The sequence below is a fragment of the Porticoccus sp. genome (genome assembly GCF_965660005.1).
Taxonomy (GTDB): domain Bacteria; phylum Pseudomonadota; class Gammaproteobacteria; order Pseudomonadales; family Porticoccaceae; genus Porticoccus.
The window spans coordinates 1-15,846 of the sequence record NZ_CBFHYF010000038.1; the positions used below are offsets into that span (position 1 = coordinate 1).

Annotated in this window: 13 protein-coding genes and 1 tRNA gene; 9 read left to right on the top strand and 5 right to left on the bottom strand. The window is 51.0% G+C overall.

Annotated features, from left to right (window positions below; translation table 11 throughout):
- Positions 1-252: 252 nt before the first annotated feature.
- From ACTF5G_RS08135 to queF, 3 genes are read left to right on the top strand one after another with little or no spacing between them, the layout of a single operon-like run.
- Positions 253-1,194 carry an ABC transporter ATP-binding protein gene (locus tag ACTF5G_RS08135; RefSeq protein WP_438952320.1) on the top strand — a complete coding sequence of 314 codons (942 nt, stop codon included), beginning with the start codon at positions 253-255 and terminating at the stop codon, positions 1,192-1,194.
- Positions 1,191-1,964: an ABC transporter permease gene (locus ACTF5G_RS08140; RefSeq protein WP_438952321.1), complete on the top strand. Its 774-nt coding sequence runs from the start codon at positions 1,191-1,193 to the stop codon at positions 1,962-1,964. The genes ACTF5G_RS08135 and ACTF5G_RS08140 overlap by 4 nt, the downstream gene beginning before the upstream one ends.
- Before the next feature lie 8 nt (positions 1,965-1,972).
- The gene (gene queF / locus ACTF5G_RS08145) at positions 1,973-2,794 is read left to right on the top strand and encodes an NADPH-dependent 7-cyano-7-deazaguanine reductase QueF (RefSeq protein WP_438952322.1); all 822 of its coding nucleotides are present in this window, start codon (positions 1,973-1,975) and stop codon (positions 2,792-2,794) included.
- 28 nt (positions 2,795-2,822) lie between these two features.
- On the opposite strand, the gene ACTF5G_RS08150 is transcribed toward queF, so the two are convergent.
- Entirely contained in the window at positions 2,823-4,166 is a 1,344-nt protein-coding gene (locus ACTF5G_RS08150; RefSeq protein WP_438952323.1) for an adenylate/guanylate cyclase domain-containing protein, read from the bottom strand.
- Between the two features lie 142 nt (positions 4,167-4,308).
- Here ACTF5G_RS08150 and ACTF5G_RS08155 point away from each other — a divergent pair, with 142 nt between their 5' ends.
- From ACTF5G_RS08155 to ACTF5G_RS08165, 3 genes are all read left to right on the top strand, one after another.
- Complete coding sequence (locus ACTF5G_RS08155; RefSeq protein WP_438952324.1) at positions 4,309-4,869, top strand: nitroreductase family protein; 561 nt, start codon at positions 4,309-4,311, stop codon at positions 4,867-4,869.
- A 236-nt stretch (positions 4,870-5,105) separates the two neighbouring features.
- Positions 5,106-5,196: transfer RNA gene (locus tag ACTF5G_RS08160), tRNA-Ser, on the top strand.
- A gap of 271 nt (positions 5,197-5,467) precedes the next feature.
- On the top strand, positions 5,468-6,814 hold the full coding sequence (locus tag ACTF5G_RS08165; protein ID WP_438952325.1) for a YihY/virulence factor BrkB family protein: 1,347 nt from the start codon (positions 5,468-5,470) through the stop codon (positions 6,812-6,814).
- A gap of 65 nt (positions 6,815-6,879) precedes the next feature.
- On the opposite strand, the gene ACTF5G_RS08170 is transcribed toward ACTF5G_RS08165, so the two are convergent.
- Together ACTF5G_RS08170 and ACTF5G_RS08175 are read right to left on the bottom strand one after the other, a co-directional pair.
- Positions 6,880-7,515, bottom strand: coding sequence for a glutathione S-transferase family protein (locus ACTF5G_RS08170; RefSeq protein WP_438952326.1), 636 nt, complete (start codon positions 7,513-7,515; stop codon positions 6,880-6,882).
- A gap of 202 nt (positions 7,516-7,717) precedes the next feature.
- Positions 7,718-8,437 carry a 16S rRNA (uracil(1498)-N(3))-methyltransferase gene (locus tag ACTF5G_RS08175; RefSeq protein ID WP_438952327.1) on the bottom strand — a complete coding sequence of 240 codons (720 nt, stop codon included), beginning with the start codon at positions 8,435-8,437 and terminating at the stop codon, positions 7,718-7,720.
- 209 nt (positions 8,438-8,646) lie between these two features.
- On the opposite strand from ACTF5G_RS08175, the gene ACTF5G_RS08180 reads away from it, so the two are divergent.
- Both ACTF5G_RS08180 and ACTF5G_RS08185 read left to right on the top strand, forming a co-directional pair.
- Positions 8,647-9,321, top strand: coding sequence for a hypothetical protein (locus ACTF5G_RS08180; protein WP_438952328.1), 675 nt, complete (start codon positions 8,647-8,649; stop codon positions 9,319-9,321).
- A 921-nt stretch (positions 9,322-10,242) separates the two neighbouring features.
- Entirely contained in the window at positions 10,243-11,049 is an 807-nt protein-coding gene (locus tag ACTF5G_RS08185) for a GNAT family N-acetyltransferase (protein WP_438952329.1), read from the top strand.
- Between the two features lies 1 nt (position 11,050).
- Here the strand turns inward: ACTF5G_RS08185 and ACTF5G_RS08190 are convergent, their stop codons facing one another.
- Together ACTF5G_RS08190 and ACTF5G_RS08195 are read right to left on the bottom strand one after the other, a co-directional pair.
- On the bottom strand, positions 11,051-11,758 hold the full coding sequence (locus ACTF5G_RS08190) for a 4'-phosphopantetheinyl transferase family protein (RefSeq protein WP_438952330.1): 708 nt from the start codon (positions 11,756-11,758) through the stop codon (positions 11,051-11,053).
- Positions 11,755-14,322, bottom strand: a complete 2,568-nt coding sequence (locus ACTF5G_RS08195; RefSeq protein WP_438952331.1) for an AMP-binding protein — start codon at positions 14,320-14,322, stop codon at positions 11,755-11,757. Before ACTF5G_RS08195 ends, ACTF5G_RS08190 begins: the two co-directional genes overlap by 4 nt.
- 465 nt (positions 14,323-14,787) lie before the next feature.
- Here ACTF5G_RS08195 and ACTF5G_RS08200 point away from each other — a divergent pair.
- Positions 14,788-15,846, top strand: a 1,059-nt coding sequence (locus ACTF5G_RS08200; RefSeq protein ID WP_438952332.1) for a hypothetical protein, incomplete at its 3' end; no start/stop codon positions are given.

A 15,846-nucleotide genomic window follows, 5' to 3' on the forward strand; every position in this document is an offset into this window, starting at 1 on the left:
AGTCATCTGTCTATCCCCGAGTGAATGACTGCCCCGCTTAAAGGGGATTAAGACAAATCAAAAATGTCACAACAGGTTTCCAGGTCAGAGTGAATGACTGCCCCGCTACTTCCGATTCCAGTCCGCAGCTGAGTTTTTTGGTGTTATCCGACAAACAGCGGGCGAAGTCATTTAGACTGGCAACCCCGCTTTGCAGGCCATGACCTTTGACTGACACGCGGACATTTTTTATTCGGCAATTATTGGGATGCTATGACGACTGCATTATCTATCCGCAATTTGTATAAACAGTACGACAACGGTTTTGAGGCACTCAAGGGCATTGACCTGGATGTCCAGCCGGGCGATTTTTTTGCGCTGCTCGGACCCAATGGGGCCGGCAAGTCCACCACCATCGGTGTGATCTGTTCTCTGGTGAGAAAGACTGCCGGTGAAGTGACTATTTTCGGGACGGATATCGACAGGAACTTCTCCCTGGCCAAGCAGCATATCGGTGTGGTTCCACAGGAGTTCAATTTCAACCAGTTTGAAAAGGTCTTCGATATTGTCAAAACCCAGGCGGGTTATTTCGGGTTGCCGCCAAAGCTCGCCGATGAGCGCACCGAGAAATACCTGAGGCAGCTGGGCCTGTGGGAAAAACGCCATCAGCGCTCGCGGATGCTCTCTGGCGGCATGAAGCGACGGCTGATGATTGCCCGGGCCCTGGTACACGAGCCGCAGCTGTTGATACTGGATGAGCCCACGGCGGGTGTGGATATCGAGTTGAGACGGTCCATGTGGCAGTTCCTCAAGGCGATCAATGCCAGTGGCACTACCATTATTCTGACCACACATTACCTGGAAGAGGCCGAGAGTCTCTGCCGCAATGTGGCGATCATTGATCAGGGTAAAATCATCCACAACACCTCCATCAAGCAGTTGTTGCGGCAGCTGAACAAGGAAGTGTTTGTACTGGATACCCGCGAGGCACTGACGGCGGTGCCGAACATCGAGGGTTATCCCGGTCAGTTGGTCGATGAACACAGTTTTGAGGTGGAAGTGGTGAAAGGACAGTCGCTGAACAAGTTGTTTGCCAGCCTCAGTGAGCGGGATATCCACGTGACCAGCATGCGCAACAAGGCGAACCGGCTGGAAGAGCTGTTTGTTTCCCTGGTGGAGCCGCACAAAAACGAGACAGCGGAGGCCCGGTTATGAATGCTAATCAGCAATGGGTGGCTTTTACTACCATCCTGGTGAAGGAAATTCGCCGCTTTATGCGCATCTGGCAGCAGACGCTGTTGCCGCCCGCCATTACCATTGCGCTGTATTTTGTGATTTTTGGCAAACTGATCGGGCCGCGCATTGGAGAAATGTCCGGTTTTAGCTATATCGAGTTTGTGGTGCCGGGATTGATCATGATGTCGGTGATTACCAATGCCTATGGCAATGTGGTGTCTTCTTTTTTTGGCACCAAATTCCAGCGCAGTATTGAAGAATTGCTGGTATCACCGGTGCCCAACTACATCATTTTGCTTGGTTATGTGATCGGCGGTGTGGCTCGCGGTCTGGGTGTGGGTGTGATCGTGACGCTGCTGTCACTGTTTTTTACCGATCTGCAGGTCAGTCACCCGGGTGTGACGATCGCCATTGTATTTTTGACGGCAGTGCTGTTCTCGCTGGCGGGTTTCATCAATGCGGTTTTCGCCAACAGTTTTGATGATATTTCCATTATTCCGACCTTCGTGTTGACGCCGCTTACCTATCTGGGCGGCGTGTTTTACTCCATTGGCATGTTGCCACCTTTCTGGCAGGGGGTGTCGCTGGCCAATCCGGTACTGTATATGGTCAACACTTTCAGATACGGGTTGTTGGGGGTCTCCGATATTAATGTGGCATGGGCTTTTGCCATGGTGACGGCTTTCTGCGGCCTGCTGTTTTTCTTCTCGCTGTTTCTGCTGGAGCGGGGCAAGCGATTGCGCAGTTGAGGTGAGTCGTGACCGGAAAAAAATTATTGCTGGGAGCCGACACCGAGTATCCCGCCAGCTACAGTCCGCAGTTATTGCACCCGATTCCCCGCAGCGAGGGCAGACAGGCACTGGGTATTCAGTCTGAAGAGCTTTTTTTTGGCGTGGACCTCTGGACCGCCTATGAACTGTCCTGGCTGGATATGAGAGGCAAGCCAGTGGTGGCAGTGGCGGAACTGTCGATACCGTGCAGCACACTCAATCTGGTGGAATCGAAATCCCTGAAGCTCTACCTCAACTCCCTGAATCAGGAACGCTACCGTTCTGTGGAAGAGGTGGCTCTGATTATCGAACGCGATGTCAGTGCCTGTGTCATGGGGCCGGTGCTGGTGGGGATCCATCCCGGCGACAGTTATCGCCATCGGGGACTTGGTTCGCTGCCCGGCATTTGCCTGGATGATCTGTCGATAGAGGTGGACAACTATGCTCCCGATCCCTCGCTGCTCGGTCTGGCAAACAGGCACACACGGGTTAGCGAGTCCCTCTACAGCCATTTGCTGAAGACCAATTGTCCGGTAACCGGACAGCCCGACTGGGCCAGCATCCTGATTCGTTACCGTGGCCCGGCGATCGACCGCGAAGGGCTGTTGCGCTATTTGATTTCATTTCGCAATCATCAGGATTTTCACGAGCAGTGCGTGGAACGTATTTTTACTGAGATCAGAGAGTGGTGCCAGCCGGACACATTGGAGGTCTACGCCCGCTACACCCGTCGCGGTGGATTGGAGATCAACCCCTACCGCAGCAGCACGCAATCCGAGCCGCCGAGGGTGCGTCTGTCGAGACAGTGAGTAGCCGGTTCTCGGGCGGCATTTTTCTTTAATAGTTTCTCTTGTTCTTCAGTTGGGTGGCGGCCTCGATCAGGGATTTCATGATTCGCTCCCGGTCGTAGTGACGGATTCTGTCCATGTCCATGTAAAACGAGAAGCCATCGGTCATGTGCTCGAAGTAGCTCTGGTCGCTTCCCAGATTTTTGCGGAAGTCCACCACTGAATAAACGCGCACCGGTTGCTGATAGCCCTTGACCTGAATATCGCCCTTGTCGCGGCACATGATCTGGTCTTTCACCAGTGAATAGGTTTCGTGAGAAATCAGAATTTCGCCGGGCTCTGCGGCGGACTCCAGACGACTGGCCAGGTTGACCTCTGTGCCGAGCAGGGTGTAGTCGAGCCGATCCTCAGTGCCAAAGTTGCCCACGGCGCAGAAGCCGGTATTCAGGCCCATGCGTATTTTCATGGGTGTCTCGATCCCCTGACTGACCCAGCGGCGCTGCAATTCCTTCATGTGTTTTTTCATGGCAATGGCCATCGACACCGCGGCCATGCAGTCAGCCTTTGCGCCATTACTGGTGGGGTCGCCAAAGAAAACCATAATGGCGTCGCCGATAAACTTGTCGATGGTGCCGCCGTGCTGCAGGGCAATCTGTGACATTTCAGTCAGGTAGTTATTCAGCAGGCTGGTCAGCACATCACCCTCGAGTTCCTCGGCGAGCTCGCTGAACCCTTTGATATCGGAAAAGAATACCGTCAGTTTTTTTCGGTGGGTTTCCAGCTTGACGTCCTTGCCCGACTGAATAGCCTTCAGCAGAGTAGGTGAGAGGTATTTGGAGAGGCGATAATTCCTCAGCTTCAATTGTACCTGTGTTTTCTCGAGCTCCCCCTGATGACTTCGCAGGGAAATTATCTCCCTGACATTGTTGGCCCCGTAGAGACAGGCGTAGACTCCCAGCGCAAAAAGGGGTGGCAGGCTGGTCAGCAGGTCGGTGGATAACGTCCACTGGGGTTGTCTTAACAGCGCCGTCAGTGCAATGCCGAGTAACAGGGCAATATTGTCATTCAGCAATTTTTTGCTGCCGCCATTGATGACACCATTGAATTGCAGGGTAATAACCAGCAGTAATGATGGCAGGAGATTCAGGTCGATCAAGCAGATCAGGCAACCGAGCAGCAGCGCATCGATAAAGGATAAAACCGTCCCGACGCCCGGTCGTGATGACGGTGATATGCGCTGTAATACAAAGTGGGCAGACAGGATATAACCAATGGTCACCAGCAGGGGCACGGTAACAATCAGCTCATGCACCCGTTCACGATGGAAAGTGAGTAGCGATAAAATACCGGCAAAGCCTACCAGAAGGCGGAATAGACCCTGATAATGCAACATGCAGTTTATCTCTTTAAGAGTCTTTGACGTCATCCTGTAAGATAGTGTTCCCGGCACGGTGAATCAGTGCGCGTCATTACACGATGTCTGACCGGAAATGTCTATGACCTCCGGAATAGGACCACAGCAGCAAGGAATAAAAATGGATGCATTGCAGGCCCTCCAGCAACGGGTATCAGTACCAAGATTGTCAGAGCCCGCTCCAAAAGGCGACATTCTGGCGAATATCCAGAGAGCGGCATTTCGTGCCGCCGACCATGCAAGGATGCGCCCCTGGCGTTTCCTGGTGATTGAGGGTGAGGGGCGGCAAGCGCTGGGAGAATTGTTTGTTCGTGCAGAAGAACAGCGGCAGGACAATCTGCCCACTGACAAAATGCGACAGCGTATCGCCGAGCGCCCCCTGCGAGCGCCCATGATCATGGTTGTGATTGCCAGCCCCAAGGAGAAGCCCAAGGTCCCGGAAATCGAGCAATGGCTATCCGCTGGCGCAGCGGCACAGAACATGATTACCGCCGCCTATGCACAGGGTGTCGGTGCGATCTGGCGCACTGGCGACTACGCCTATGACCCTCTGGTAATGGCAGGACTGGGCCTCAATGATGCCGAAAGAATCATTGGCTTTCTGTATCTGGGAACCGTCCAGATCTCGCCGCCGGAAGCCCCTGAAACAGCTATCGATGATTACTTTCAGCCCTGGCCCTGACAATTGCTTTTTCCGGGTCGCTTGTGTACAGTTCCGCTCCTCAAAATCCTGCGTCAACTGATGCACAGACCAGCGCTGGCCCCAGTTCAGGGTTTGACAGGACAAAATTTGGTGAGGTGTCCGAGTGGTTGACCCGGAGCTTTAGCGGAGAGGGCACCCTTTAGTGTGACAACGAGCACGCAGGCGTGCGGACTTTGAGTAAAGTTAAGCCTGCTAAAGCTGAGATGACAAAATTTGGTGAGGTGTCCGAGTGGTTGAAGGAGCACGCCTGGAAAGCGTGTATACGTTAATAGCGTATCGAGGGTTCGAATCCCTCTCTCACCGCCACAAACAAAAAACCCGGCCCTGTGCCGGGTTTTTTGTTTGTCTGTGACGAGAGATCTGGACGAGAACCCCCGTTCGACAAAACGGCAGTGCCGTTTTGGGCGCCGGTGCTTGCAACGGCGGGGTGCAACCCCGAGCCAACCCCGCTTGCTGCGATTGTTTTGTGCTACGTGAAGCAGGTATTTTAAACACTCTCCCTGAATTTTGACTTGTCGCTCTCCCTCGCCCGTCATACCCTGTCTGCATTGATGCAATAGTGAACAGGCATTCAACAATGCAAAGTCCGTTAGGTTATTACGACCAGATAGAGAGTTTTTTTGAAAACCGGTTATGGCATGCCGACATTGCGTCGATGGCATTGCCGCAGCGCTGTGGCTATAAGGTCGTCAGGTTTCTTTTTGTGCTGGCACGGGAATTTTCCAACGGTCAGCTGAATTTGCGCGCCATGAGTCTTGTGTACACCACGCTGTTGTCGATGGTGCCGTTATTGGCGGTCAGTTTTTCTGTGCTGAAGGCGTTTGGTGTGCATAACCAGATTGAACCGTTGCTGCTGAATCTGCTGCAGCCGTTGGGTGAGAAGGGTAATGAAATCGTGGTGAACGTACTCGGGTTTGTCGAGAACATGAAAGTCGGCGTACTGGGTTCTCTGGGGTTGGCGTTATTGCTTTATACCGTGGTTTCGCTGATCCAGAAGGTGGAGAGTTCGTTCAATTACGTCTGGCATGCCAAGTCCACCCGTCCTTTTTCACGTCGCTTCAGTGACTATCTGAGCGTCATTATGGTGGGCCCGGTGCTGATGTTTTCCGCCATCGGTATGACCGCATCGCTGATGAATAGTGATGTGGTTCAGGCGCTGGTCAGCATTGAGCCATTTGGCAGTATTATGCTAGTGGTTACCAAGTTGATCCCCTTTTTGCTGATCATTATGGCTTTCACCTTTGTGTACATGTTTATGCCCAATACCCGCGTGAAGTTTTCAGCGGCGCTGGTGGGTGCGGTGGTGGGCGGTGCCCTCTGGCAGAGCACGGGCCTGGTGTTTGCCGAATTCGCTTCATCCTCGACCAAATATGCCGCTATTTATTCAGGCTTCGCCATTCTGGTACTGTTCATGATCTGGCTTTATCTGAGCTGGTTTATTCTTTTGCTGGGTTCCCAGGTGGCCTATTACGTCCAATATCCGGAGCAGATCAGGCTCAGCAATCAACGTGTACCACTGAGCGGAAGACTGCGTGAGCAAATGGCTTTGCTGGCCATATACTGGATAGCCTATCGCTTTGTTTACCACAAAAAACCACTCTCGATCGAGGAATTGTGCCAGTTACTGGCGATACCTGCCGAACGCGTAGCGGAAACAGTACAGATGTTAATGGAGCGGGAGCTAGTGGTTGAAACCAATGATGAACCCAGCACCTATGTGCTGCAATGTGATCCGGCCAATATGACGGTGGCTGAATTTTTTCAGATTGTACGCCGACCCAACGATGAGCAGTCGATGATGGACGATCAGATTCAATCGGTGACCACTGTAGATACTGTCATGGCGCAGATGGAATCATCGGTCACTGAACAGCTGGCGGGATTGACGTTGCGAAAGCTGGTTGATGAGGCAAAGCCGGATTAGCTGGCGTTCAGATTTAACTAAAAAAGGCCCCAAACGGGGCCTTTTTAATTGCCGGCAATAAATGCTCAGGCACTGGCGCTTGGCCGTGCAGAGACTTCATCGTACCAGCGCAGGCTGTTGCGGTTCGCCCCGGGGATGGTGATGTCTACCCATTTGGCGAAGTCCACGGCACAGACGGCGGTGATGTCGACCATCGTGAAGCGATCTCCCATGATGAACTTGTTACCACCTTCCAGGTATTTTTCCAGCCAGTGGAAAAACCGTTCCAGGGTCTGAGTGCCGCGTTCCACCAGACCGGGAATGGCCGGTGATGCCACCCCGGGCAGACTGCGGTAGGCAAAACTGTCATTTTCGAGCTTGTTGCGAAACACCTCGGACGTGGCAATCATCCCTTCAAACTCCATTTTGCGCTGCATGCATTCGATCTGGGCGCGCTCAACCGGGGTTGTTCCCAGCAGCGGTGGGTCGGGGTGCAGTTCTTCAAGGTAGCGGCAAATTGCCATGGCTTCGTCGAAACGGGTGCCATCGTCCAGTTCCAGTACCGGTAATAGACCACGGGGATTGACCGCCAGAAATGAATCCTTCAGGTTTTCCCCGCCGAGGATATCGATTTCCACCTTGGGGATATCCAGGCCTTTTTCGGCGATGAACATTCTGGCCCGTCTCGGGTTGGGTGCGACAGCGCAGTCATATAGTTTCATCCGTTCTCTACCTCAATTGTTATTGGTTTTTGTGGGCAGACAGTTTTCGTTAACCATCTGTTTTATGGGAGCCGTCATCGCCTCGGCCAACAGGCTACTTCATTTTTGACCAAATGGTTTATATTTTGCTGAAACCATAACGGCAAAAACGGATTTTTTCAAACGGCTATTTTATTTGCACAGAATGGGTTGGTGTCAATGATCAAAGGCTGTGAAACAGTTTGCCCAGAATCACCGGAATCGCAGTTTCTACCCGCAAAATTCGGCTGCCCAGAGTAACCGCTTGAAATCCCGTTTCGCGTAACTTCTGAATTTCATAGTCGATAAAGCCACCCTCTGGCCCGATGGCCAATGTCACCGGGTCTGTCAATGGGCCCACCGGGCAGGGTGTGTCACCGTCAGGATGGGCGACCAGTGCCAGGCTACCCACCATGATGGCTGGCAGTTCGTCTTCCACGAAAGGTTTGAAGCGCGGTCTGACCAGCACATCGGGTAGCCGTGTATCACAGCCCTGTTCAAGGCCGAGCAGCAGCTGTTCGCGAATCACTTCGGGTGCCAGCCAGGGGCTTTGCCAGTAGCTTTTTTCTACCCGCCAACTGTTAATCAGATACAGCCGCTTAACCCCCATGGTAGCGATGGTTTGCAGGATGCGCCGGAGCATTTTGGGTCGGGGCATAGCCAGGACGAGCGTGACCGGCAGCGCAGGCGGCGGGGGTTGATTCAATACCACAGTCAGTGCCACCGACTGCGGTGTGAGTTTGAGTGCCGTCGCCTCTCCCATCTGGCCGTTGACCAGTCCGGCCCTGAGGGTGGTCCCTTCTTTGACCTTGTGCACTTTCAGCAGGTGCTGAAAACGTCGCCCGCTGAGAGTGACCCTCGAATCGGAGGTAAAATCGGTGGGTTCCAGCAGCAATAAATTCATGGGGATCACCAGACGTTAGCGGCCCGGCTGAAAGCCGTGGGTAATACCGGCGAATTATAGCGGATCTCGTCGGTAGTCAGATCAGCCTCAGCAACTGTTGATCGCAGGAAAAGGCATCCGGGTTTCTGATTGCGGTCGGAGATTTCACTTTTGCACAGATTTGTGCTGAACTGAAATCTGTTGGTTCGGGCAGTTTTCAGGGGAAATATTTGGCATTTTGTGTATTGAGACATAAAAAGCATCGCCGATATCCGGTGATCGGACCGGTTGTGCTGTTGATGCTCGCTTTGCTGGTATCCGGCTGTGCCCTGTTTGCCTCTGCGCCACCTTCACAACAAAGCAATATCTGCGAAATCTTCCGGCAGGAACCCAGCTGGTATGACCACGCCAAAAATGCCCAGGACAAGTGGGGCACCCCGATTGCCACTCAGATGGCGTTTATTCACCAGGAGTCTTCTTTTCAGAGTCATGTCAAGCCGCCGCGGGACCGGTTGCTGGGTTTTATCCCCTGGTTTCGGTCTTCCTCAGCCTATGGGTATGCCCAGGCACAGGATCCGGTCTGGGGTGAATATGAGGAGGAGGCAGGCGGTCTGCTGACCCGTCGCACGCACATGAAATATGCCACGGACTTCATCGGCTGGTATAACCGCCGCAGTCACGAGCGGCTGGGTATTTCCCTGGATAACCCGGAGCACCTCTACTTCGCTTATCACGAAGGACCGACCGGTTACCGCCGGGGCTACCATCGCAACAAGCCTCAGGTATTGCGATCGGCGGCCAGGGTCAGCGGTCTCGCCAGTCGATATCAGTCACAACTGGCGGGTTGTGAGTCGGAATTCCGCTGCCGCCACTTCTGGCAGGTGTGGCCATTCTGTCGGGGTTGAGCGATTTTTCCCTCATTCAATCGCTCGTGCCGGTTGCGTTTTTCCGGGTAACGGTCTGTCCCTATGAAGCATGAAGGGGGACAAAGTTCTGTTCTTTTCAAGAATATGGCGCCCCGGGCAGGATTCGAACCTGCGACCTGCCCCTTAGGAGGGGGTTTTGTTTGGAGCCTTTCTTTGTACAAACTATTGATATATATTGCTTTGTCTTATTTTTTCTTCACTTTTCTCTAGCCTTATTGCTTCTCTAGGTGTGACAGGATTGTGACAGAAACCTAGCGTGCAGTAATCAGACTTGAGATGCTGCTTAACTTTGACTATAGCCTGAAAATAGTTCTTACACAGAGGTCGCTAACTCATTGTTAGGGGGGGGAGGGGCTATTCCATCCCCCTTACTCCAGTAGTACCACCCCAGATACAAAAAAGAGTGGATAGAGAAGCTGCTGTATCTCATTCGGAGACCTTCCCGTAGACTTTGGTCTTGAGTAAATGACGTAATATGCCTTTGGATGTAGCGGGGATACTGTCGGCATTTACTAGTTCAATAAATACCATAACCTATCAAGCCCAGCACAAGGAGAAAAATATGGTGTTCAACCCCCCCCCACAGAGGGCGTTATTTTTTCTTTACGTAATTTGGTTGATAGTTCATCTCTTTGACAAGGGGGAAAATTTAATCTTAAAAGTGATTGTTGGATCTATTATTTTTGGAGGATTGATCTGGTCTTTGAGAAAAAACCATTAAGCATTGTGATGTGTGCAGTACGTCAGAATAAGTTGGAATAACTGGCCTGTTTGTCTAAGATATTGTTATGGCTCATCTTTAACCATAGAGGAGCCGAAGATGGCAGACCAGCGAAGCGCCGAGAAAACAGTTTGTGATATTCGCGGGCATACAGTGCCTGCAGGAAAAGGTAAATTAGGATGGACCTAACTGTAGTTCAAACTCAAGCAGAAAATAACATAGCTGACACTATTTTTGACGCACTCTTCATCAACGAAAGGCGCAAAACTAGTAGTAAAGTTGCTATTGATCATATTAGGGGCTGGAGCACATCTGTCAAAGATGCCTGGGCCAACCGGGTCGCCTATACTGGGGACAACTGTGACAAGGAAAAAGTACGCGAAGTTCAGCAGTTTTTTAATGCGCTTAGTGCTGGTGTGACCTGGGTGGTGGATGAAGAAAGCCTTGGGAGAAAGCTACCAGAGATGCTAGTGTCCAGTGGATTTAAGCCGTCTCGCTTTCATCAGGTAGCTGGCATGGTTCTCGAGGGCCCGGCAGAAGCAACCCATTCCTGCGAGAAGATAGAGATTGAAATCCGAGAAGTTGATGATGAAACGGTACAACAGCATATTCAAACAGTTGTTGAAGCTTCGGGTCTGCATAGTGAACAGTATGTCCGACACATCATGGCCCCGGATGAAAACATCTCGTCTCCTGTTTACTTTGCTTACAAAAAACATTGCCCTAAGCCCATCGGGTACGCCAAATCCTGTTTTCTGGAGAACGGTAAAGTTCATATCCTGCTAGGCGCTGCCGTGCTCCCCGAATACAGAAACCTGGGTTTGTATTCAGCACTTTTGCAATATCGGCTTGATCAGGCTGAAAAAAAAGGAGTATCCACACACGTTACTCAATCCCACCGCAGCTCATCTTTTTCCACCTGCGTCCGTTTCGGATTCCGAGAGGTCTCCAGCATGGAATTTTACGAGTGGGGTCCCAAACCCTGACTCATGATGACGGTAACTGGCAGTAATGAGACTTCCACTCCCTTCCGGAAGCAGCAAGCGCAGCAAAGTAACCGGCAGGTGCACTGATATCTGTTACCCGCCAGGACATTGGTGAACGGTCACAGTAATCGTCGTGAATAAGTGCATCGGTGTCCGTGACCCGTCCAGACACCGTAAAAGCCGTTAGTGGGTAAGCAAGCCCTGCACCCAATGATTTCACATAGGCTTCTTTACGTGTCCATATACGAAAAAACGTCTCCAACTTTTCCACGCCAGTCAATGTCTGGAGCAAGGCATTTTCATCTGATGAAAAAAAACGCCTTGCGACTGCGTCAAAATCATCATGACGAACTTTTTCCAAATCTATCCCGACGTTCAGACCAGAGGCTACAGCAACCATCTGAGTGTCACCTGACTGGGAGTGACTAAACCTGATTTGAGTGTGGTTTTTCAAGAAAGGTTTTCCCTGAGATCCTCGTGAAAACTCTAGTTTTTCAAAGGGAGACCCAGTATATAAAGACAGGATCTGCCGCAATTTCAGGCGGCCCAACAGAAAGCGTTTTTGCAACCTCTCAGATTTATAACTTTTTGCACGAGCCACTTCATGATCACTAAAAGGGCATGCGCTACCACTTAATTCTTCCTCGGCAGTATCCAGACAGACCGTCCAGAGATGAATTTGATCAAAGGGAATATCTGTTACGCTCATATGCGATTGCCCCGAACTAGAACTTCATCAATCCGCTCCTGCAACACCTCGGCTAACGTCATCACCTCCGGGTATTTCATCAGGCTAACATGAGTGCCGGTTAGCCGATGTATCCGACGATCACCGCACAGATATGGATCCCACCCGAGCATTTGATCGTCAACCCTGTGGATAGAATTAGTCGTAATCATAATATCCACAGGTTGCTGGTATTTTCGAGGCAAGTAGTTCATAAGCGCCCATTTATGTGCTGAATGGATATTGCTAAACCTCAAGAGACTTTCGAGTTTGAGGCACCTCATCATCACAGAATAGATCGCATCCCGGATAGGGTGGGTCTTGCCTTTAACGAGACGGGAAAAAGCTCTTTTCCAGCGCCGAGAGTTTCCTATCGACGTGCAGAAGGTATCTAACATGGCGAGCATAGCGACCTCTTCACCCGCTTCATATAACTGCCTGGCCATTTCGAATGCGACAGTACCCCCACTCGAGTAGCCTGCGATCAGATAGGGTCCCCTCTGCTGGACCTTTTTCATGTTCTCAATACAGTAGGCGGCCATTTTCGATACAGAACTGTCCGGCGGCTCTTCATTGAAAATGCCCCGCGCCTGCAGTCCGATGACGCTTTGTTCCGGCGAGAGACACCTTGCTAGGTGGTAATAATCACTCAAGTGTCCACGACGTACATGTACTACAAAAAGTGGCTGACGAGAGCCATCCTTTATCTTTACGAATGAGCGGCGTTCATCAGCAGGAACTTGATCTCGAATCAACAAGGCCAGGGACTCAATGGTCCCGCCCTTATACCACACCGTATCGAGGGGTAATTTCGTCGCAAAAAAACGTTCAACTTGGTCGACCATCTGTGCTGCAAGTAATGAGGTACCTCCCAGATCAAAGAAATTGTCTCGCACATCGATACTTTTGAGATCAACGTCCAGAAGGCTCCTCCAGATAGCGATCAACTGCTTTTCGCAATCGTCCGCTTTCCTTGATTTCACTCTTGGAGCCCTGTGGACAATGTTTTTACTAGCCAGTGCACTTCGATCAATTTTCCCACTTGATGTCAGGGGCAGGTGTGAAAGGAGCACAATGCTTCCAGGAATCATATAGCTTGGCAACATGTCATTAAGGGCCATGCGTATATCACCACTGGTCACAGCCTCTGAATTTACCGTCAGGTAGGCAACCAGCCTCTTGTGTCCAGAACCACCGCTTTGTACCCCGACGGCAGCCTGCTTCACATAAGGCAAGCCAAGAATAGCCGTTTCGACCTCGGCTGTTTCAACACGAAAGCTATTGATCTTGATCTGGCCATCACTTCGGCCTAATACTTTCAGGAATCCGCCCTCTAGCCACCGCCCACGATCTCCCGTTTTGAATACACGAGCGTCTTTCTCGCCAGAAAAAGGGTGGGCAATAAACTTCTGCCGTGTAAGTACCGGGTCATGTAAATACCCTTTGGCCATCAACCCACCCAGGTAGATTTCCCCGTCCTCTCCCGCAGACACAGGCTGCATGCCTTCATCTAGAACATAAGCCTCCATCATTGGTGCCACTCGACCCACGGTATCGAGTTCCGGATCGCCCTGTCTGGTCAAAACATATGAGGCAGCGCCAGGCACTTCGGTGCACCCATAGCTGATGAATAACTCAGCATTAAGTCTGGACAAAAACTCCCGTTTTACATAGGGGCTAATCCTTTCTCCGGAACAGGTCACGGAACGCAATGCAGTACAGGCTTTAATCGCCTCGGTGGCCAGTAATTCTCGCAATGCCGTAGGAGTACAGATGAGGTGTGTCAGATCATGCCTGGCGATAAATTCGGCCAAGTGTCGAGAATTGGTTTCAAGGCCAGGGGGTGCTATATACAACTGCTGACCTCGAGTGAGGGGGCGCAAGATTTCTGCCCGAGTGAATGTCGTGCCAGAATCAGTCTTTAATAAATGTTTTTCAGTCATTGGGGCTGGCTGGTCGCCATGGGCATACCAGCCAAAGGGGAAAACTACAGCTTTAGGTACACCCTCGGTACCGGACGTAAAAAATATCTGAGCAGTGTCATCACAAGTCAGTTTCACGCTCAACGAGGTATCCGGAGCCTCTCCCGCCAATTGCCCGGGCTCATCTCCCAAGATGACTGGTATTCCTCCCTCCTCATAGTTGCCTAGGTATTTTTCTGCGGTTATGACACACAGAGGCTTCAAGAGGCCGACCATGTTCTTTAAGCGCTGTTGCGGCACACCTGGCTCAATAAAAGCACATGCCCCTCCTGCCTTATAGACCCCAAGAACACTCGCCACGATTTCCGGCCCCCGTTCGAGCTGTATTGCTACAACCCTGTTTGCGCCGACGCCTAACCCCTTCAAACGGTTTGCCAACTTATTAGATAATAAATCTAGCTCTCGATAGGTTAATGAGGCTTTCTCACTAATGATCGCGAGGGCATCCGGTAGCCGTTCAGCATGCTGAACAAATCGTTCATGAGGGAAATATGATGTCTTTGTAATGCTCCGACCCCGGCAATAACTTTCCATATAAGAAGCTTTGTTCTCGTCAATATCCATATCATCACTCTTTTCGGATACTTCAGCTGATCCACATTAACCCGCCGACTAATGTATTAATGCTGACAGACACGCTAAAAATTGTTGCCAAATGGTACATTAAACTCCTAATAGTGAATCGCCACCATTTCGCTAGATACCTTTCAGCCAGAAAAAATGGCTTAAAGAGAGTTAGTCATGAGCAGCAAACTGAATCGCCTAGCATGTACCTCGTCAAAGATATCTGGACTCAGACTCGCCTGATTTAAGAGACAGTTAGCTAATCGTGGTTGCTTGTCTATCATAGTGCATTTTCCGTCTCATCGTTAAGGTGTTGCGTTTGATCAGGGCGCGTTGCGCCTGTTTGGTTTGAGATCCTACTTCCCCACCCCAAAAAAACTACTTTTTGCCTGTGGGCAAGTCTTTATGAGAGTTTTCCCGTACATTATGTGTCAATATCAAGCCTATTTGACTTGAGGCACACTCATGGATTGGATAGGAATAGTATTTGAAAGCCGCATCCGGTTCCTTCTTGATTGGATTAAGCAAGACAATGTTGGGCCGGCATTAGCCGCGATTATTACTGTCTTTGGCCTTAGCATCATCCTCGTAGCGCTTGTCCAAACTATCCGTCAGTATCGGCTGGTTCTGTTGGCCCGATCTGTCGTAGGTAAGCGAACTGAAGAGGAATTTGCCAAAGACTTCAATCTAATCGACCAGGACCTATCGGCCGTGCCTATGATGGATACGGCATGGAGCGAGTTCTCAGAAACGTTAGTACATCCAGATTTCGACGAGCAGGGTAATCTAGTCACACCCTGCAAGAACACGCAGCGTCCCCAATCGTACTTCAATCTCCGTGAGCTCCGTATGGGGCCTGACTTTGTGAAGGTATTCCCTTCAGTGTTTGTCGGGATTGGTCTGTCGCTTACTTTTTTGGGTCTAATTTCTGCTCTTGGCGAAGCGGTTCAAGCTATCAATGCCTCGGCAGGGGATACCAGTAATATCCAGCAGGCAATTGGGAATTTGCTGCACATCTCGTCAGCAAAGTTCTATGCGTCATTGTTTGCGTTGTTTATGTCGGTTCTTTTGACTATCTCGCTTCGGTTAATGTCGTGGAGTTTATCTAGACAGCTGGCTGGATTTAATCGATCGATTGAGGCTGGGGTTAGATTTCTGGGGCCGGAGCAACTAGCTCTCGATGCGAACCAATTATTAGAGAATCAACTCGCCCAGTTGAAAACTTTTAATACGGACTTGGCTATGAAGATTGGTGAGCAAGTGCAGTCATCTCTCGAACAGAGCTTGGCTCCTGTGATCCAAAAGCTCGACGATATGGGTGGCGATATGACTCAGCAGAATATCGACGCCATCAAGAACATTAGCGAAGAGGTCACTAAAGGGATCCAGGGCGCGACTGCAGGTTCGATGGATCGGGTGGCCGCTACTCTAGACTCTATTTCCGGCAAGCTAGGTGGCCTGAGCGACAGGCTCAGCGGGGCATTAGCTAATTTTGATGCTGAGTTCCGTCAAATGCTTGAGGGC